The sequence below is a fragment of the Hymenobacter psoromatis genome (genome assembly GCF_020012125.1).
Classification (GTDB): Bacteria; Bacteroidota; Bacteroidia; order Cytophagales; family Hymenobacteraceae; genus Hymenobacter; species Hymenobacter psoromatis.
On the sequence record NZ_JAIFAG010000001.1, the window covers coordinates 1,321,049 to 1,339,650 of the forward strand.

The window sequence follows — 18,602 nt, forward strand, 5'->3', positions numbered from 1 at the left end:
GCGGCACCGCCCGCAAGTTACCGTGCCCTCCGCATACGCTGGCCGCCGTACTAAGCAATGGTAGAGCTACACGTTTAATAAAACTAAGCATTTGCAGCTCCTCTTTTGGGTAGAAAAAAAGCCGCCTGCTTCAGCCAGAGCGGGGCTGCCGCCCCGCTCACGTAACTTTGGGCTGCCCCGGCTTCCTAAGCGCCAGGCCCAATGCCCTCTCCTATGCACTTGTTTCGTTCGGCAACGTTCGGTCTTCTTTTTCTTGGCTCGGCCACGGCCTGCCAGCGCGGTCCGCTCGTGGCCACGGCCCACTTGCCGCCCAGCACCAGCCAGCCGGTGGGCAGCGCTATCGCCCCTGATGCCGGTGCGGCCGCCTACATCCGGCCCTACCACGAGCAGGTGGAGCGCGAAATGCAGCAGGTTATCGGCACGGCCCCGGAGGCGCTGGGTAAGAATCCGGGCGAAAACGCCATCGTGGACTTCGTGGCCGACTTGCAGCGCACCGCCGCCAGCCAGTATTTCAAGGGCGAGCCCATTGCCCTGGGCGTGATGACCAACGGCGGCATGCGCAACGCCCTGCCCGCCGGCCCCGTCACGCTGGGCAACGTATTCGAGCTAATGCCCTTCGAGAACGAGCTGGTGGTGCTCGACGCGCCCGGCCCCGTAGTGCAGCAGCTTTTCGACTACGCCGCGCCCGTGCACATGGCCGTTTCGGGCGCTACCTATACCGTGGGGCCCGATAACAAGCCCCAAACTATTCGCATCGGCGGCCAGCCCTTGGACCCCGCCCGGACTTATTCCATCGCCATCTCGGACTACCTGGCCGGCGGCGGCGACCACATGGATTTTCTCAAGTCCGCCCGGCTGCGCCACACCGGCCTACTGCTGCGCACCGCCATCGTGGACCATATCAAGGCCCTCACCGCCACTGGCCAGCCCGTTGCGGCCCCGGCGGGAGGTAGGGTTAATTGAGTCAGTTAACTGTAATTTATGCGAAGGCGTTTGTCATTGCGAGCGCAGCACGACAATCGTTCTCGAACGATGGATGAACGACTGGCTCGGGTGTCGTTCTGGGGCGATTGCCGCGCTACGCTCGCAAATGACAAACGATTTTGTGTAAATTCTAACTTGATATCTTGGTATCTATTAAATGAAACGTCGTTCCTTTCTCCAGCAATCCCTGCTTGGTACGGCCGGCCTGAGCGTGCTCGGCCCCAGCCTGGTAGCCCACGCGGCCGGCGGCCCGGCGCGGCTCGTTATTCTGCATACCAACGATATGCACTCGCGCATCGAGCCTTTCCCCGACAATGCCCCGAAGTGGGCCGGGCTCGGCGGCATGGCCCGCCGCGAGGCCCTCATCAACCAGGTGCGCAGCCAGGAGCCGAACGTGCTGCTGCTCGACTCGGGCGACATTTGGCAGGGCACGCCGTATTTCAACTTCTTCCAGGGCGAGCTCGAGTACAAGCTCATGTCGCGCATGAAGTACGATGCCAGTACCTTTGGCAATCACGACTTTGACAATGGCCTCGAAGGCCTGCAAAAGCAGCTGCCCAACGCCGGCTTCCCCTTCCTCATCGCCAACTACGACTTCGGCGGTACGCCGCTGGCCGGCCGCTTCGCGCCCTATAAGGTGTTTGAGAAGGGCGGCGCGCGCATCGGTGTTTTCGGCCTTGGCATCGAGCTAAAGGGACTGGTAGCGGATAAAAACTTCGGCACTACCCAGTACCTCGACCCCGTGGCGGTAGCCAAAGCGCAGGTGCAGCTGCTGCGCCAGCGCGAGCGCTGCGACATGGTTATCTGCCTTTCGCACCTCGGCTACAAGTACGAAGAAGAAAAAATTGACGACCGCAAACTAGCCGCTCAGGTCGGCGGCATCGACCTGATTTTGGGTGGCCACACCCACACCTTTATGCCCACTCCCGAGCCCATAACCGGCCCCCAGGGCCACGTAACGCTCATAAACCAGGTCGGCTGGTCGGGCATCAACCTCGGCCGTATCGACTACGAGCTGCGGCGCGGCGCTCAGCCGGTGCGGGCTACCGGGGCGCTGGTGCTGCCCGTGGGTGCTACCTGCTAGCGGCCCGATATTAGCAAGCATTCGGCGGCTTTTTTGTCTGCTGGTTTATGCGCAAATTTGTCCCCCTCAAGTTGGGCCGGCCGCTGGCGTGGTCCGAACTTGGGGGGCTTTTTTCGCTGCTGACCGCCTACCCGGGTCTCTTTCTTTCACCTCATGCCGCAGGATTTCCGCACTGTTTGGGCTAAGTGCCTGCGCGTTATCCGCGCCGAGGTGGGGGAGCAGAGCTTCAATACGTGGTTCCTGCCCATCGTGCCGATTGAGCTGCAAGGCAATGTGCTCACCATCCAGGTGCCGAGCGTTTACTTCTACGAATACCTCGAAGAGCAGTACGTAGAGGAGTTGAAACGCGCTATCTACCAAGAGCTTGGCCCCGAAGGCCGCCTGGAGTACAGCGTGATAGTGGACCAGGGTAATGCCCAGGCCTCGGCCAAAACCATGCACCTGCCGCCGGCCCGCAAAACGGCCCCCAGCCTGGCCGTGCCGCCCGAAGGCCGCCCTACTCCCAATTACGGCACGGCACCCGGCGGCATTCAGCCCAACCGGCCGGTGGCCCAGGCCCGCCACCTGGTGCCCGGCGGTAACACCGCCACCGCCGCCCAGGTCGCCGCCAATACCCTGCGCAACCCCTTCGATGCGGCCAAGACGATGGACCGCAACATCGTGCCCTCGCAGCTGAATACTACCTACACGTTCGACAACTACGTGGAGGGCGATTGCAACCGCCTGGCCCGCTCGGCGGGCCTCGCCGTGGCCAATAAGCCCGGCACCACCGCCTTCAACCCGCTCATGGTGTACGGGGGGGTAGGGCTGGGCAAAACGCACTTGGTGCAGGCCATCGGTAACCACATCAAGGCCACGAATACCGAGAAGTTCGTGCTCTACGTCTCGGCCGAGAAATTTACCAACCAGTTTATCGAAAGCCTGCAGCGCAACGCCGTGCAGGACTTCGCCAACTTCTACCTGCTCGTGGATGTGCTCATCCTCGACGATGTGCAGTTTCTGGCCAATAAGGGCAAGACGCAGGAGATGTTCTTCCACATCTTCAATCACTTGCACCAGGGCGGCCGGCAAATCGTGATGACCAGCGACCGCCCGCCGCGCGAGCTGAGCGGCCTCGAAGACCGGCTGCTTTCCCGCTTTAAGTGGGGCCTCACGGCCGACGTGCAAAGCCCCGACTTCGAAACGCGCATCGCCATCATCCAGAATAAGGCTCAGCAGGACGGCATGGAAATCGCGCCGCAGGTGGTGGAGTATTTGGCCCATTCGGTGCCCACCAACGTGCGCGAGCTTGAAGGCGTACTCACGACCCTGCTGGCCCAGAGCGTATTAACCCGCCGCGACATTGACCTCGAAATGGCCAAAGGTGCCCTGCGCCACATTATTGAGGAGGTAGAGGCCGAGGTTAATGTCGATTTTATTCAGAAAACGGTGGCCGACTACTTCAGCGTGCCGGTGGCGCTGTTGAAGGACAAAACCCGTAAGAAAGAGATAGTTACGGCCCGGCAGGTGGCTATGTACTTCACTAAGGAGCACACCAACCACTCGCTCAAAACTATCGGCTATCACTTCGGGGGGAGGGACCACGCCACGGTCATCCACTCGGTTCAAACGGTGTCCGATTTGATTGATTCGGACAAGAAGTTCAAGGACCAGATTGTAGAGCTGCGCAAGAAATTCGTGCAGAAATAACGCTACTATTTTGTTGCGCGCTATTCTTGCACCTTCTGTCTAGGGCGTGAGTGCCATTAGCCAAACCTGTTATTTATAGCAGGTTTGGCTAATGGCACTCACGCCCTAGTCCCGCAAAATTTCCTTGGGGTAGCAGATGTAGTATTTCTGCACTTTCTGGCTCAGCGCCCGAATGTTGGGTAAATCCGACGCCTCCACCACGTTCACGACTTTGCCAAGCTTGGTGAGAATATTAATCGTCTCATTACTAGCCGGGTCGTAGGCGGTGTTGCTAAGGCGGCCGGTTATCATTAGTTGCCGCGCATCGTCGGGCGTGAGGCCGAAGCGCTCGGCAATCAGCTCCACGATGCCGAGTTGAAACTCTTCGTCGTAGGGCTCGGGGGCGATGATAATCTTGAACAACTGGCGGTTTATCAGGCTCTTAGCCAGAAAGCTCAGCACCGGGTCAGCGTGGCCTTTCCAGCTTTTGATGGCCGACCAGATATCGGTATCGTCCAGCTCCACGAAGTGGTTGAGGATGTCGGTATTGGTTTCGAATTCGGCCAGCGACACGGCGTGGCCCAGGAAGAAGGTGAGGCAGCTGCTACCCGGCACCGCCACGCCGGCGCGGGCCAGGTCGCGGGCGCGCTGCATAGTGCGAATGACCATCTGCTCGGCGCTCGTAACGGTCTTGTGCAGATATACTTGCCAGTACATCAGCCGGCGGCTTACCAGAAAATTCTCGACCGAGTACACGGCTTTTTCTTCCAGCACCAGGCGCTCATCCACCACTTGCAGCATCTTGATGAGGCGGTCGGCGCCCGGCCTACCCTCCTGCACGCCAGTGTAGAATGAGTCGCGGTTGAGGTAGTCGAGCCGGTCCATATCCAATTGGGAACTAACCAATTGGTGAAAAAAATCGCGCCCGTAGCTGCCCTGAAACATCTCGATGGCCAAGCTCAGCTTGCCGCCAAATTCTTCATTGAGCCGCTGCATTAAATAAAGCGACAGCTGCTCATGGGGCACATCCTGGAAGATACTGGTTTCCAGCGCGTGCGAAAGTGGGCCGTGGCCGATGTCGTGCAGCAGAATGGCAATCTGGGCCGCCTCGCCCTCGGCCGCCGAAATCCCTACCCCCTTGTCTTTGAGCGTGCGCAGGGCTAGCTGCATGAGGTGCATGGCCCCCAGCGCGTGGTGAAAGCGCGTGTGCAACGCCCCCGGATACACGAAGTTGGTGAGCCCCAGCTGCTGAATGCGCCGCAGCCGCTGAAAGTACGGGTGCTCGATGAGGTCGAACAGCAGCTCGGTTGGTACCGTGACGAACCCATACACCGGGTCGTTGAAAATCTTCTTTTTATTCATCAAGTACGAGGGCCGCCCAGCCGGCATTGGCCGGGGTTTAGGGCCGGTTGGCCGACTAGGCGGCGCTTACAGGAACCCAAACCCCAGTTTTCCGGTAAAGCTACGGACGGCCCGCCTACCCCCCGGATACTAGGCGGGCCTGCCTGGCCGTTAGAGCCGCTATTGCTTACCTTTTTCCCCTGGCACGCCCCCACCGGCGTGCCCTCGCTTATGCAACGCTACTCCATTCTTTGGGCCGATGATGAAATTGACCTGCTCAAGCCGCACATCCTCTTTCTCAAGGAGAAAGGCTACGATGTAACGCCCGTCAACTCCGGGGCCGATGCCCTCGAAGAAGTGCAGGAACATACCTACGACCTGGTTTTTCTGGACGAAAATATGCCTGGCCTCACCGGCCTCGAAACGCTCACCGAAATCAAGGTGGTGCGCCCCACGGTGCCCGTCGTGATGATTACCAAGAGTGAGGAAGAGCACATTATGGAGGGTGCCATCGGGGCCAAAATCGCCGATTACCTCATCAAGCCCGTCAACCCGAACCAGATTCTGCTGTCGGTGAAGAAAGTGCTGGATAACAAGCGCTTAGTAACCGAAGCTACGAACTCGGGCTACCAGCGTGACTTCCGCCAGCTCGGAATGCAGCTCTCCGACCGCCTTTCCCCTTCAGAGTGGGCCGATGTGTATAAAAAGCTGGTTTACTGGGAGCTAGAGATTAATGAAACCGAAGGTAAGAGCATGGCGGAGGTCTTCAACATGCAGAAGGACGAGGCGAATACCTACTTCGGCCGCTTCATTATGGAGAACTACGAAGACTGGGTGAACGGCCGCGACAAAGACGCGCCGCTCATGTCGCACCAGCTGTTCAAGGAAAAAGTATTCCCGCTAATGAAGCAGACCGGCGACACGCCCGTGTATTTTCTGCTTATTGATAACCTCCGCTACGACCAGTGGAAAGTACTCGAACCCATTATCGCCGAACTGTTTACGGTGGATTCGGAGGAGATGTACTATGCTATTCTGCCTACCACTACGGCCTACGCCCGCAACGCCATTTTCGCGGGCATGATGCCGGGCGATATTCAGAAGAAATATCCCAACCTCTGGGTCTGGGACGAGGACGAAGAGGGCAAGAACCTGCACGAAGCTGAGTTCCTGGAAATCAATTTCCAGCGCAATAACCAGAAGGCTAAGCATAGCTACCACAAGATAACTAACTTGCAGGCGGGCAAGGACTTGCTGGGTAAGATGGCCAACCTGCACAACAACTACAAGCTCAACGTCATCGTCTATAATTTTGTGGACATGCTCTCGCACGCCCGCACCGACATGGCGATGATACGCGAGCTGGCCGCCGACGAAAGTGCCTACCGTAGCCTCACGCGCTCGTGGTTTCTGCACTCGCCGCTCTACGAAATGCTTCAGACCATTTCAGAGAAAAAGGGTAAGCTCATCATCACCACCGACCACGGCACTATTCGCGTGAAGCGTCCGTATAAGATTGTGGGTGACCGCAATACGAATACCAATCTGCGCTACAAGCACGGCCGTAACCTGGGCTTTGATGAGAGCCGCGATATCTACGTGGTGCGCAAGCCGGAAAGCATTTTTCTGCCCCGCGAAAATGTTTCGACGGCTTATGTCTTTACGCTCGGCGATTATTTCTTCGCCTACCCCAACAATTATAATTACTACGTGAACTACTATAAGGACACGTTCCAGCACGGCGGCGTATCGTTGGAGGAGTGCATTATCCCGTACATCACGCTAACGGCCAAGGGGTAGAGTTTTTCCGCGCGAGGTTTCGCGCGGAAAAACTCTATTTACCCGTCACCTTGAATTCGGTGCGGCGATTGAGCTGTCGGCCGGCGGCGTTAGCGTTGGACGTGACGGGCCGGGTGTCGCCGTATCCGGCGGCGGTGAGGCGGTCGGCGGCGATGCCGTGGGTCGCGAGGTAGGCGACCACGGCCTGGGCGCGGCGCTGGCTCAGGTCCTGGTTGGCGGCGGGCTTACCCACGTTGTCGGTGTGACCCGCCATTTCGAGCCGAATGGCGGGCTGAGCGCTCAGTAGCGCTTGCAGACGCTCCAACTCGGCGGTGCTTTCGGGGCGCAGGGTAGCCTTGCCGGTATCGAAGAAGATGTTGTTCAACACGACAATCACGCCCACTTCCAGCTTTTTGAGCGGAATATCCTTCACCACTTCGGCATAGGCGGCCCCGGCGGGTAGGTCGAAATTCTCGGAGTGAAATAGATAGCCCTCCTGCCGCACCACGATGCCGTAGTTGGTGCCAGAAGGTAGACTCACCAGGTAGTTGCCCGACGTGGCATTGCTGTGAAAGGAGGCAATAACCTGGCTAGCAGCGTTATCCACCAACTCAATAGTAGCTTCCAGTGGCTGCCGGGTGGTGGCATCCGTCACGGTGCCCTTCAAAATGGTAACCTGGGCTGTGGCCACTGCTACCGGCGGCGCTAGCGGCGGCTGCGTCAGCGGGGCCAGCCGTGAGGCCAGCAGCGGGCTTTCCTCACTAAGCACGGGCGGCTTTTCGGGGCCTAGAAAGGTGATACGATAGATGTCTTTGCTCCCGAGGCCGCCCGGCCGGTCGGAAGAATAATAGCCGTGCCGCCCCGAGGCCGATGTCACGAAAAATACGTCGTCATCGGGCGTATTAATCGGCCAGCCCAGGTTTTCGGGCTCGCTCCACTGCCCGTCGCGCAGCGTAGACTTAAAGATGTCGTAGCCGCCCATCGAGTTGTGGCCCTCGGAGGAAAAATACAGCGTCTTGCCATCGGGCATTAAAAAAACTCCCTCCTCGCCGTAGGGCGTGTTGATGGTCGGGCCCAGGTTTTCGGGCTGGCCCTTGCCGGCGAGGTCTATCCTATAAATATCACGCCCGCCGCGCCCGCCCTCGGGCTTGTCGCTCACGAAGTAGAGGGTGCGCCCGTCGGGCGAGTAGGCCGCCGACGACTCGTGGTACTTGGAGTTGATGCGGCCGGGTAGGCGCTGGGTCTTGGTCCAGGTCGTGCCCTGCAATTCCGATTCGCGCAGGTCGCCGCCGTTTTCGTCGGCGTATACCAGCAGGCGCTGGCCATCGGGCGCGAGGCCCACGGTAGCGTCGTGGCCGGCCGAGTTCACAGGCGCGCCCAAGTTAGTGGCCGGCTGCCAGGCGCGGCCCCGCGCTACGGTCTGGTAAATATCCTCGAAATAGCCGTCGGTGCTGGGGTCTTTGGGCGCGTTGGGGCCGGTGGGCCGGCGCGAAGTGAAAAGTAGCGTGGCCTCATCGGCCGTCACCACGGGCCCATAGTCGGAGTAGGCTGAGTTCACGGCTGGCCCGGCATTATCAATAAACACGCGCACCGGGCTCTTCTCTAACTCCTGGCCATTGTGGCACTCCCGGATGCGGCGGGCCAAGTCCTCGGCCGTCACGGGCTCGTTTTCGCTGGCCTGGTCACGGGGGCCGGTGGGGCTGCTGAGCTGGTATTCCTTGGCAGCCTCGGCCCACTTGGCGCTCAGGTGCAGGGCGCGGGCCAGCAGGTAGTGCAGGCGTGGGCTGCTGGCCGGGTCCAGCTTCATCGCCTTTTGCAGGTAGGGTAGGGCTAGGGTTTTGGTGCCCGAATGCAGGTAGCAGTCGCCGATTTTAACATTGAGCGCCGCGTTATTGGCGTTGAACTGCTGGGCGGTCAGGTAGTGGGGTAGGGCCTCCCCGTAGTGCGCGGGGTCGGCCTGGTATGCCTCATTGCCGGCCTTCAGCTCGCGCTGGGCTTCCTTGAGCCCCTGCTTGTCAGCCGCGAACTCATCCTTGGAAAACTCCACGCTTTGGGCGCGGGCGCTGATGGCTAGTAAACTGGTAGCTATTAAAATAACTGGCAGAAATATCCGTTGCATACAGGCGGACTTTGTATAAAATTATTTTATAAAATCAGATAAAATAGAACGGTCATGCTGAGCTTGCCGAAGCATCTCTACCGCTTCCTCCGCGCCATTCAACGATGCGGTAGAGATGCTTCGGCAAGCTCAGCATGACCGTTCTATTTAAGTAGTTGTCAAAACCGAGCGGCTACTTATCCGCCGTCGCCTCAACAACTGCGCCCGCGCAGCCCGCCGCCGCGGCGTAGCTACTGCCGGCGCTGAGGCCCAGGGCGGCGGCCTGCTGCCAGTCCTGGCAGGCTTCGTCGGCTTGGCGCAGCATTTCGCGGGCGTGGCCGCGGTTGAGGAAGGCTTCGGCGTAGCGCGGGGCCAAGCGTAGAGCCTCGGTGGCATCGGCGCTGGCCTTAGCGTACTGCTTGAGCTTCAGCTCGGCGGCGGCGCGGTTGTTCCAGGCGTAGGCGTATTTGGCATCCAGGGCAATGGCGCGGTCGAAGTCGGCTACCGCTCCGGCATAGTCCTGATTCTCGAAGCGGGCGTTACCCCGATTGGTGAAAGCCAACGGGTTATCAGTTTTCTGGGCCAGGTAAGCGTCGTAGTCGCGCAGGGCCGCGGGCAGCTGGCCGGTGCGGCGCTCGGCGGCGGCCCGATTGAGTAGGGCGGGCAGCAACGTCGGCTGCAGCTCCAGCGCCCGCGAATAATCAGCCACAGCGGCCGGGTAGTTACCCAGCCGCAGGTGCGTGCTGGCGCGGTCGTGGTAGGCGAAAGCGTAGGTCGGGTCGGCCTTCGCGGCCCCGTCAAAGTCGGCACGGGCTGCCTCGTAATCGCCTTTTTCAAAGCGTAACACGCCCCGATGGTACCAGGCCGGTGCGTAGGCGGCGTTGGCTTGCAGGGCCGCGCCGTAGTCGGCCTCAGCGGCAGCGGGCTGGCCGGCGGCTTCCTGGGCCTGGCCCCGGCCGTAGTAGCTGGCAAACGCGCCCGGCTCCAGCTTGAGGGCCTGGTCGTAGTCGGCCACGGCGGCCGGGTAGTTCAGCAAAGCCAGTTGGGTAGCGCCCCGGCCGGCGTAGGCCGGCGCAAAGTCGGCCTTGGTCGTCACGGCCTGGTTGAAACTGGTGAGCGCCGCCGGGTAGTTTTGGGCTGTAAAAGCCGCTAAGCCGGTATTATAGGCCTTCTCAGCCACCTGCCGGCCGGGTAGCGTGCTGGCCCGCACGCTATCAACCTGGGCGTGGGCCGGCGCGGCGCTCAGCAGCGCCACCAGGCCGCCGCCTCCTAATATAAGTAGTGCTCGCATCGCGTAAAAAGATAGGGGTAGGGGCTAACATAAAGAACGCAGCGAAGATACTGAGTGGAAATCAAAAATTGTACATTTAAAATAATAATAGAATTTTACTTATAATTTTATAGCTTCAGGCTGGATAAGGCAAGTTATTGGCCCACAAAAAACTCCCGCTAGCAGCACTAGCGGGAGCAAGGGGGGTAGGGCAGGGTAACCCGTCGGCTAGGTTTTCTGCTTTTTCTTCTTGGCGGCCGGAAACAGCACGTTGTTTAGAATCAGGCGGTAACCAGGCGAATTGGGGTGCAGGGAGAGGTCGGTGGGCTCTTCGCCTACCAGGTGCTGATAGTCTTCGGGGTCGTGGCCGCCATAAAAGGTCCAGGTGCCTTTGCCGAGGATGCCGTGCATGTACCGCACCTCGCCGTCCTGCTTGGTTTCGCCCATGATAATAACGTCGGGCTTGATGAGGCTTTTGCGAAATGCGGTGGTCTGACCCATAAAGCCATGAATGGTTCTCTCGTGGTTCTGGGTCAGCATCGTGGGCACCGGGTCATACTTAGCCGAGAAGGTAAAGAGCTGAAAGTAATCATTTTGCTCGTATAAGCCGCGCTCCTGCGGCTGCATATCAATGTCGGAATACTCGTACTCCAGCGGATTCATCCTTAGGTGGAAGTTTTGAAAAGCCAGCGTCCGGTTGAAGTTGAGCTTACTCTGGGCGTTGGGGTCGGCCGGGTCGCCGTCGTACATTGGGCCCACCATATCCACCCCCAGCCCGGCCAGCGCAATGTCGTAGCTATCGGTGGCCGAGCACATGGCGAACATAAAGCCCCCGCCCGCGATAAACTCCTGCATTTTCACAGCCTCGGCGGCCTTCATCTCACTCACTTTCTTGAAGTTGTTGCGCTTAGCGGCCGCTTCGGCATCGTGCTGCTGCTGCTGGTACCAGGGTGCGTAGCGGTAGGCGCTGTAAAACTTGCCGTACTCGCCCGTAAAATCCTCGTGGTGCAGGTGTAGCCAGTCGTACTTGGGCAGCACGCCGCTCAGCACCTCATCGTCGTAGATTTTATCGTAAGGAATCTCGGCGTAGGTGAGCACCATCGTTACGGCATCGTCCCAGGGCTGCTTGCCCTTGGGCGTGTAAACCGCGATTTTGGGCACTTTCTCCAGCTTCATCACGTCCATGTTGGCGTTGGGGTCGGCTATTTGCTGCAAGATGCCGGTGTACTGCGCCTCCGAAATGGTCTGGAACGTGATGCCGCGCACGCTCAGCTCGCTTTCCACCGCCTGCGAGGCCTCGCAGGCAAACGAGCCGCCGCGGTAGTTGAGCAGCCAGTCTACCTCAATTTGCTTGCTCAACGCCCAGTAGCACAGCCCATAAGCCTTCAGGCATTCCTTCTGAGTGTCATCCATCGGGATGAAAATATGGTTGGCGCGGGCCGCCAGGGTAGGGGCTAGCAGGGTCAGCAGCAGAACAAGACGCTTTAAGAACATACTTTTGAGGACTAAGAGCTGGCTTGCCAACGGGCCGGCCGCAACCGTAGTTCAAGGTACGGATTTTTGAGGTGCTGATTGGTTAATGGGCTACTATGCTGGGTGCAAACGCGCTTTTTTGCGCCACTAGTACCAGCACCAGCAACTGCTCATTCCACCAGTACATCAATTAATCAGCCTATCAGCCCATCAAAAAATGTCCTTCCTCGAAAATATCCGCGAAGCCTTGCGTTCCATCACCGGCAATTTGCTGCGCACCATTCTCACGGCGCTCATCGTGAGCATCGGGTTGATGGCGCTGGTGGGCATCCTCACGGCCATTGATGCCATGCGCAACTCGCTGGGCGAGACCTTCGCCAGCCTTGGGGCCAACGCTTTTGAAATCAAGGCTAAGGGCTACGGCAACCGCTTCCGGCGCGGCGGCGTGCAGGGCAAGCAGTACCCGGCGCTCAGCTATTTGCAGGCCACGCTCTACAAAAAGGAGTTGAGCCGCCGCGAGCCGGCCGCCGTGGTGGGCTTGTCGGCCCTCATCAGCGGGGCCACCGAGGCGAAGGCCAACGGCCAGAAAACCAACCCCAATATGCAGGTCATCGCGGGCGATGAAAATTACCTGCGCATCCAGAGCTACACCCTCACTCAGGGCCGCACCTTCTCGCCGGCCGAGCTGAATACCGGGGCCAACGCGGTTATCATCGGCGATGAGGTGAAGGACAAGCTTTTTCCGCAGCTGAATCCCGTGGGCAGATACATCTACGCCCTGGGTCAGCGCTTCCAGGTGGTGGGCCTGCTCGAAAAAAGTGGCAGCACGATGGGCGGCTCCGGGGCCGACCGCCTGTTGCTGGTGCCCCTCGAAACCGGCAACCAACTGCCCCGCCAGGGCGCGCTCACCTACGATATCAAGACGGCTACGCCCACCGCCGGCGCGCTGGGCTTTCTGCAAAGCCAGGCCACCGGCGTGATGCGCGCCGTGCGCAACGACCGCCTGGGCCAGGAAGACTCCTTCGACGTCGAGAGTCCCGACTCGCTGAGCAATACCCTCGATTCGCTCAGTGGTAAGATGCGCGTGGCGGGCGGCATCATCGCTTTTCTGGCGCTGCTCGGGGCCAGTATCGCCCTCATGAACATCATGCTGGTATCGGTAACCGAGCGCACCCGCGAAATCGGCATCCGCAAGGCGCTGGGGGCTACGGCGCGGCAGGTGCGGCTGCAATTCCTGCTGGAAGCCATCGTCATTTGCGTGCTGGGCGGCACGTTTGGCATCCTGCTGGGGGTAGGGGCCGGCAACGCGGTGGCTTCGCTGGCGGGCAGCAAGTCGTTTCTGGTGCCCTGGCTCTGGGTGGGGGTAGGGCTGAGTATCTGTGTGTCGGTGGGCCTGTTGGCCGGCTCCTACCCGGCCGGCAAGGCTGCCGCGCTCGACCCGATTGACAGCCTGCGCTACGAATAGACCGTAGATTTAAATTGATTTAATGGATTTCGCGGATACGCCGCTCAAGCGGCTGGCAGGTGTTGAGCTTGTCAGCTTGGTGGACGCTTGAATGAGCGCGGGCTTTTACATTTGTGTAATCCTTTGATTTCGCATATGTCGGCTTCTACTTCCATCGGCCAGCGTTTTACGGAGCTTATTCACCATTTGGGAATGAGTAAAAATGCCTTCGCGCAGTCGCTGGACAAGACCGCGACCGTTATTCAGCACTTGGTAGACGAGCGCAATAAGCCTGGCTTCGACCTGTTGTGTAAGGTGTTTGAGACTTATCCAAATGTGTCAAAAGACTGGCTCCTGCTCGGCCAGGGTGGCATGCTGACGTATGAGGCCGTCTCTCCGCCTACCCCCGCGCCACTGCTCAATGCTGCTTCCGCTCGCGCGCCCGCCGCGCCAGTGGCTGACGCGCCCGCCGGACAAGAGCCGGCCCTACCCCCCGCTGCGCCGCCAGCCCCCGCCGCCGCGCTAGACCTAGCCTACCTCACCGCCGCCTTGCAGACGCAGTACCTCCAGCACCAGCTGGCCCTGGCCGAGCAGCGCAACCAGCACCTGCTGGAACAGCAGCAGCTGATGCGGCAACTGGTGCAGGCCCTCGAACGGAATAGCTAAACCGCGGATTTATCGGATTTCGGTGATGGCGCGTAGGGCGCGAAACGCGAAAACTAAGATGTCCATTACAGCAAAAAGACCCGCTTCAGCGGGTCTTTTTGCTGTAATGGACATCGTCCCCGAAATCCGACTAATCCGAAGAATTCGATAAATCCGCGGTTTAGACAAATATCCCTACTTCCTCTGCCTCCATCAGCCCCAGCGCGTTTACTTGCGTGAGGCGCAACGGCCGGATTTCGCCCACCAGCAGCGGGTCGTACTTGGCGGCCACGCGGATGTAGTTGGGCGTGTAGCCTTCTACCCGGCCATCGGTCACGTCGTCCTCAAACAGCACGTCGGTCTCGAAGCCCGCGTGCTGCTCATAAAAGGCGCGCTTCTTCTTTTCCGATAGGCCGCGCAGCTGCGTGGTGCGCTCGGAGCGCACGCGCTCGGGTACCCGGCCGGGCAGGGTAGGGGCCAGCGTATTGGCCCGCTCCGAGTACGGGAAAACGTGCAGGTAGCTGATGGGCAGCTCGTTTAGAAATTGGTAGGTTTCCAGAAAATCCGCTTCCGTTTCGCCCGGAAAGCCTACGATAACATCCACCCCGATGCCGGCGTGCGGCATCAGCTCCTTGATGCGGGCCACGCGCTCGGCGTAGAGGGCGCGGCGGTAGCGGCGGCGCATCAGGCCCAGGATTTTATCGGAGCCGCTTTGCAGCGGCAGGTGGAAGTGTGGCATGAAGCGCCGCGAGGCCGCCACAGTCTGGATAATCTCGTCGGTGAGCAGGTTGGGCTCGCACGAGCTGATGCGAAAGCGCTGGATACCGGCTACTTCGTCCAGCGCCTGTACCAGTTGGGTGAAGTTCTCACGGCGCTCGCGCTCCGGGCCTTGCACGCCAAAATCGCCGAGGTTAACGCCCGTGAGCACGATTTCGCGCACGCCCTGCGCGGCCAAGGCTTCTGCCCGCGCCACCACCGAGGCCATGCTACCCGAGCGGCTCGCGCCCCGCGCCAGCGGAATAGTGCAGAACGCGCACGAGTAGTCGCAGCCATCCTGCACCTTCATAAACGTGCGCGTGCGCTCGCCCAATGACTGCGCCGGGTGAAACTCGTGCGCCGCGCTGATGGGCGAGGCAAATACCCGGCCCGGCCCGGCCGCCGCGCCGGGGGTAGGGAGCTCCAGCTCTGCTAAAATCTCGGCCAGCCGGAATTTCTCGGCCGCGCCCAGCACCACGCCTACCCCCGGAATTTCGGCAATCTCCTGGGGCTTGAGCTGCGCGTAGCAGCCCACGATGGCCACGAATGCGGCCGGATTGTGCTTAAGCGCCTGCTGCACCACCCGCCGGCACTTGCGGTCGGCGTGATCCGTGACCGAGCAGGTATTCACCACGTACACGTCGGCACCCTGTTCAAACTCGACGCGGCGCACGCCGCGCTCCTCAAACTGCCGCCCCAGGGCCGACGATTCGGAGAAATTGAGCTTGCAGCCCAGCGTATAAAAAGCAACGGTTTGGGGAGTCATAGTCCTGCAAAGTTACGGCCGCCCGCGCGCCAGCCCTACCCCAATAGTTCGGCCGCCGCGGCCAGCACCCGCGCTGGCTCAATCTGGCTGATGTCGGGGTCCTGGGCGGGCGGGCCAAACTCGCCCCGTGCCAACCGCGCCTCCTGGCCGGGCGGAAACAGGCAGCGGCAGGGCGCTTGCAGCAGGGCGGGGGGGTAGGGAAAAAACTTGCCGTAGTTTTCGCCCATCAGCAGCACTAGGGCGGGCGTGCCAGCCTGGGCCGCCAGGTGAGCCGCCACGGTGTCGTTGCTAATGAGCAGCCGCGCCCCGGCGATAAGCGCTGCCAGGCCCGGCAGGTCGGTTTGCCCGCAGCGGTTGTCAAGGGCCACGCCGGGCCCGGCCAGCTTCATAATCTGCCGGGCGTGCGGCTGGTCGGCTGGGCTGCCGGCCAGCACCAGCCGGTAGCTACTGCCGTAGCGCTGGCGCAGCCCTTGCGCCAGCCGGGCAAAGTGCCGGGCCGGCCACCGCTTCCGCGCCGCGCTGGCCCCCGGAAACAGCACCACGTAGGGCCCGCCCGCCGCCTCGGCCGCGCCCGCCGCCCGCACGGTGGCGGGCAGCACTAGCGGCGTAGTTGGGGCGAATGAGAGGGGTAGGGTTCCCGAAGCGGCCAGCCAGTGCTCAAAAAACTCGCGGTTGCGGTCGTACTCAAACAGGACCGCGCGGGTGGCGGGCAGCCGCCGCGTGTAGCCCGCGTCGAGCGCCGCGAACCAAGGCCCCGTGCGGTGCTCGCCCTGGCTGGCCAGCCGCCCCGGCGCGCGCAAAAACCGGATGAAATTCTCCACGGCCGCCTCGCGCACGTGCACCGGGTACACCACCTCCCCAAACCCCACTGCCCCTAGCTCGCGCAGCACTTCGGCCCGGTAGCTCAGGTCGGTACTGAAGCGGCCGAAGTCTACGGCGTATACCTCCGCCACCAGGTCGGCATCCCAGGCGCGGGCCAGCGGGGCCCATAAGCTATTGGCTACCAGGGTCAGGCGCTGGCCGCGCTGCCGCGCCACTTCGCCCAGCCGGCGCAGCCAGGGGCGGTATAGCAGGTAGTCGCCAATGGAGTCGTTGCGCACTACCAGCAGGCGGGCCGGGTTAGGCGGGGCCTGGGTGGCCAGCGCCGCGGCATCAGTGCGGTCCAGGTCGGCCTGTTGCCGCCGCCGCCGCTGCTGGCGGCGAAACTGGTGCAAGCGTTCGAGCAAGTCACGAAACATGGTAGCAAAGGTACCGGGTGCGGGGGTAGGAGCCGAAATCAGCAAGGCCGGAGCAAACACTCCGGCCTTGGATAATTATTCAAAACGGACTGCTTTGGCTCGCTAGCCGCAGGGTTCTAAGCCCCAGCCAGTAGGCGTTCTTCGTGCTGGCTCATATCGAGGCCCACAGACTCTTCTTCTGCGGTTACGCGCAGCGGCGTAATCAGGTCAGTGAGCTTGAGCAGGGCAAAGGAAGCGCAAAAAGCGAAGGCCGATACGATGACCAGGGCCAGCAAATGCGTCAGAAATAACTTGGTGCCCCCGTAGGCCAGGCCATCCACGGCGGCGGCGTTCACGGCTTTGCTGGCGAAGATGCCCGTCATAATCAGCCCCACCATGCCGCCGATGCCGTGGCACGGAAACACGTCGAGTGTATCATCGAGGCGCGATTTGGAGCGCATGTGGGCAAAGAAATTACTCGTGACGCCCGCTATCGCCCCAATAAAGATGCTCACCGGCACCGTAACGTAGCCCGAAGCCGGCGTAATGGCCACCAGCCCGACTACCGCCCCAATGCAGAAGCCCAGCGCCGAGAGCTTTTTGCCCCGCGCCACATCAAATAAAATCCAGGCCAGGCCCGCCGCCGAAGCCGCCACGTTGGTAGTGGCAAAGGCCGTCACGGCCAAGGGACTGGCCGCGCCGGCCGAGCCGGCATTAAACCCAAACCAGCCAAACCAGAGCAGGCCCGTGCCCAGCAGCACAAACGGAATGTTGGCGGGGGGTAGCACCTGCTCGGCGTTCCGCGAGTGGCGGGGCTTGAGGTAGATGGCCGCCGCCAGCGCGGCCCAGCCCGCCGACATGTGTACCACCGTGCCGCCCGCAAAATCGAGCACGCCCATTTTAGCCAGGAAGCCATCGGGGTGCCAGGTCCAGTGGGCCAGCGGCGCATATACCAGCAGGCTAAAGAGCACGATAAACAGGATGTACGACTTAAAATTGATGCGCTCGGCAAAGGAGCCCGTGATGAGGGCGGGCGTGATGATGGCAAACTTCATCTGAAAAAAAGCGAACAGCATCAGCGGCACGGTGGGCATCAGCGGCCAGGGCTTGCCATCGAGTACGTCTCTGAAGAGGAAGAACGTGCGCGGGTCGCCCACCAGGCCGTGAAAGGATGTGCCAAACGCCAGGCTGAACCCCACAACTACCCACAGCAGGCTGATAATGCCCATCGCCGCGAAGCTTTGCAGCATGGTCGAAATCACGTTCTTAGAGTTGACCATGCCGCCGTAGAAGAAGGCCAGGCCCGGCGTCATGAGCAGGACCAGGGCCGTGGCGCACAGCATCCAGGCGGTATCGCCCGCGTTGATGCCCTCCGTGACGATAGTGGTGGGTAGCGCCGGCCTGAATGTTGCCAGTAGGCCCACTGCCAGCAGCAGCAATAAGGGAATGAAGTTAGGCTTTTGCATTAGGCTGGTGACTAAAGAGTTGAAAATGAAGGCGAAATAGTAAAAAGGGTTAACAGTCGAGGATGGCCAAGGTATCGGCCGGCATTACCTCCCAAAAGGCTACCCGGCCCTGTTTGCCGGTAGGCAGGCCCCGGCCATACGCCCCTAGGCTCATGAGCAGCCATTCCATTCTCAGTAGCAGAATCAGCTTATGCATGGTAAAAAAGAGAGAGCAAGTGGGGGCTAGCCCTGCCCGCCGCCGCACGGTTAGTGTTTAATAAATAAAGATGCCGCCGAGTGGGGTTTGTGTAGGAGTGTTTTGGTCTGATGAGTTCTCGTGGTAGTTGACCGGGGCCGTATTAATGCGGAAATCGGGCTTGACCTGCAGCTTACCAACTGCTGGCGTGACCGAGGTCGCTACAGAAATTGAGTTGTTCACCATTCGTAGGTGGCGCACCCCGTGCTCATCCTCGAAATACTCGTAGCGCACTTCCAGCCCCACCATGTCGCTTAAAGCATAGTTACTATAAAAGGTCCCGTCTACCCAAAATGGGCTTGGCACTACCAAATCTGTTGTTACATAACCCCTAAGCGCGAAAGTTGGAGCAGTGTGTAAATTAGACTGCCTGTTT

The 18,602-nt window shown here is 60.6% G+C and carries 15 protein-coding genes; 6 read left to right on the forward strand and 9 right to left on the reverse strand.

The annotated features are described in order from the left end of the window. Nucleotides 1-213 precede the first annotated feature (213 nt). From LC531_RS05650 to dnaA, 3 genes are all read left to right on the forward strand, one after another. Nucleotides 214-963, forward strand: a complete 750-nt coding sequence (locus tag LC531_RS05650) for a 5'-nucleotidase C-terminal domain-containing protein (protein WP_223649338.1) — start codon at nucleotides 214-216, stop codon at nucleotides 961-963. A 178-nt stretch (nucleotides 964-1,141) separates the two neighbouring features. After that, a complete protein-coding gene (locus LC531_RS05655; protein WP_223649339.1) occupies nucleotides 1,142-2,068 on the forward strand; it encodes a bifunctional metallophosphatase/5'-nucleotidase in 927 nt (308 codons plus the stop codon). Nucleotides 2,069-2,221: 153 nt separating this feature from the next. Then, the gene (gene dnaA / locus LC531_RS05660; protein ID WP_223649340.1) at nucleotides 2,222-3,757 is read left to right on the forward strand and encodes a chromosomal replication initiator protein DnaA; all 1,536 of its coding nucleotides are present in this window, start codon (nucleotides 2,222-2,224) and stop codon (nucleotides 3,755-3,757) included. Nucleotides 3,758-3,862: 105 nt separating this feature from the next. On the opposite strand, the gene LC531_RS05665 is transcribed toward dnaA, so the two are convergent. Continuing rightward, a complete protein-coding gene (locus LC531_RS05665) occupies nucleotides 3,863-5,098 on the reverse strand; it encodes an HD domain-containing protein (protein WP_223649341.1) in 1,236 nt (411 codons plus the stop codon). Between the two features lie 210 nt (nucleotides 5,099-5,308). Here LC531_RS05665 and porX point away from each other — a divergent pair, with 210 nt between their 5' ends. Further along, on the forward strand, nucleotides 5,309-6,877 hold the full coding sequence (porX, locus tag LC531_RS05670; RefSeq protein WP_223649342.1) for a T9SS response regulator signal transducer PorX: 1,569 nt from the start codon (nucleotides 5,309-5,311) through the stop codon (nucleotides 6,875-6,877). A 34-nt stretch (nucleotides 6,878-6,911) separates the two neighbouring features. Here the strand turns inward: porX and LC531_RS05675 are convergent, their stop codons facing one another. From LC531_RS05675 to LC531_RS05685, 3 genes are all read right to left on the reverse strand, one after another. Further along, complete coding sequence (locus tag LC531_RS05675; protein ID WP_223649343.1) at nucleotides 6,912-8,975, reverse strand: OmpA family protein; 2,064 nt, start codon at nucleotides 8,973-8,975, stop codon at nucleotides 6,912-6,914. Between the two features lie 172 nt (nucleotides 8,976-9,147). After that, nucleotides 9,148-10,245, reverse strand: coding sequence for a tetratricopeptide repeat protein (locus LC531_RS05680; protein ID WP_223649344.1), 1,098 nt, complete (start codon nucleotides 10,243-10,245; stop codon nucleotides 9,148-9,150). A gap of 207 nt (nucleotides 10,246-10,452) precedes the next feature. Continuing rightward, entirely contained in the window at nucleotides 10,453-11,718 is a 1,266-nt protein-coding gene (locus LC531_RS05685; protein WP_223649345.1) for an asparagine synthetase B, read from the reverse strand. Between the two features lie 196 nt (nucleotides 11,719-11,914). Here LC531_RS05685 and LC531_RS05690 point away from each other — a divergent pair, with 196 nt between their 5' ends. Both LC531_RS05690 and LC531_RS05695 read left to right on the forward strand, forming a co-directional pair. Next, complete coding sequence (locus LC531_RS05690) at nucleotides 11,915-13,162, forward strand: ABC transporter permease (RefSeq protein WP_223649346.1); 1,248 nt, start codon at nucleotides 11,915-11,917, stop codon at nucleotides 13,160-13,162. Nucleotides 13,163-13,297: 135 nt separating this feature from the next. Continuing rightward, nucleotides 13,298-13,807 (forward strand): hypothetical protein, encoded by a 510-nt coding sequence (locus LC531_RS05695; protein WP_223649347.1) that lies wholly within the window; start codon nucleotides 13,298-13,300, stop codon nucleotides 13,805-13,807. Between the two features lie 160 nt (nucleotides 13,808-13,967). Here the strand turns inward: LC531_RS05695 and mtaB are convergent, their stop codons facing one another. From mtaB to LC531_RS05720, 5 genes are all read right to left on the reverse strand, one after another. Continuing rightward, entirely contained in the window at nucleotides 13,968-15,308 is a 1,341-nt protein-coding gene (mtaB, locus tag LC531_RS05700; RefSeq protein WP_223649348.1) for a tRNA (N(6)-L-threonylcarbamoyladenosine(37)-C(2))-methylthiotransferase MtaB, read from the reverse strand. A gap of 35 nt (nucleotides 15,309-15,343) precedes the next feature. Beyond that, nucleotides 15,344-16,546 (reverse strand): glycosyltransferase family 9 protein, encoded by a 1,203-nt coding sequence (locus LC531_RS05705; protein WP_223649349.1) that lies wholly within the window; start codon nucleotides 16,544-16,546, stop codon nucleotides 15,344-15,346. A gap of 116 nt (nucleotides 16,547-16,662) precedes the next feature. Further along, complete coding sequence (locus tag LC531_RS05710; RefSeq protein WP_223649350.1) at nucleotides 16,663-17,991, reverse strand: ammonium transporter; 1,329 nt, start codon at nucleotides 17,989-17,991, stop codon at nucleotides 16,663-16,665. A gap of 49 nt (nucleotides 17,992-18,040) precedes the next feature. Next, nucleotides 18,041-18,187 carry a hypothetical protein gene (locus LC531_RS05715; RefSeq protein WP_223649351.1) on the reverse strand — a complete coding sequence of 49 codons (147 nt, stop codon included), beginning with the start codon at nucleotides 18,185-18,187 and terminating at the stop codon, nucleotides 18,041-18,043. A 57-nt stretch (nucleotides 18,188-18,244) separates the two neighbouring features. Then, entirely contained in the window at nucleotides 18,245-18,532 is a 288-nt protein-coding gene (locus tag LC531_RS05720; protein ID WP_223649352.1) for an outer membrane beta-barrel protein, read from the reverse strand. Between the last annotated feature and the right edge of the window lie 70 nt (nucleotides 18,533-18,602).

Bases quoted from the DNA above. Each gene is read 5' to 3' on its own strand.
- LC531_RS05650 (WP_223649338.1), top strand. From the start codon at position 214: ATGCACTTGTTTCGTTCGGCAACGTTCGGTCTTCTTTTTCTTGGCTCG.
- LC531_RS05655 (WP_223649339.1), top strand. From the start codon at position 1,142: ATGAAACGTCGTTCCTTTCTCCAGCAATCCCTGCTTGGTACGGCCGGC.
- dnaA (WP_223649340.1), top strand. From the start codon at position 2,222: ATGCCGCAGGATTTCCGCACTGTTTGGGCTAAGTGCCTGCGCGTTATC.
- LC531_RS05665 (WP_223649341.1), bottom strand. From the start codon at position 5,098: ATGAATAAAAAGAAGATTTTCAACGACCCGGTGTATGGGTTCGTCACG.
- porX (WP_223649342.1), top strand. From the start codon at position 5,309: ATGCAACGCTACTCCATTCTTTGGGCCGATGATGAAATTGACCTGCTC.
- LC531_RS05675 (WP_223649343.1), bottom strand. From the start codon at position 8,975: ATGCAACGGATATTTCTGCCAGTTATTTTAATAGCTACCAGTTTACTA.
- LC531_RS05680 (WP_223649344.1), bottom strand. From the start codon at position 10,245: ATGCGAGCACTACTTATATTAGGAGGCGGCGGCCTGGTGGCGCTGCTG.
- LC531_RS05685 (WP_223649345.1), bottom strand. From the start codon at position 11,718: ATGTTCTTAAAGCGTCTTGTTCTGCTGCTGACCCTGCTAGCCCCTACC.
- LC531_RS05690 (WP_223649346.1), top strand. From the start codon at position 11,915: ATGTCCTTCCTCGAAAATATCCGCGAAGCCTTGCGTTCCATCACCGGC.
- LC531_RS05695 (WP_223649347.1), top strand. From the start codon at position 13,298: ATGTCGGCTTCTACTTCCATCGGCCAGCGTTTTACGGAGCTTATTCAC.
- mtaB (WP_223649348.1), bottom strand. From the start codon at position 15,308: ATGACTCCCCAAACCGTTGCTTTTTATACGCTGGGCTGCAAGCTCAAT.
- LC531_RS05705 (WP_223649349.1), bottom strand. From the start codon at position 16,546: ATGTTTCGTGACTTGCTCGAACGCTTGCACCAGTTTCGCCGCCAGCAG.
- LC531_RS05710 (WP_223649350.1), bottom strand. From the start codon at position 17,991: ATGCAAAAGCCTAACTTCATTCCCTTATTGCTGCTGCTGGCAGTGGGC.
- LC531_RS05715 (WP_223649351.1), bottom strand. From the start codon at position 18,187: ATGCATAAGCTGATTCTGCTACTGAGAATGGAATGGCTGCTCATGAGC.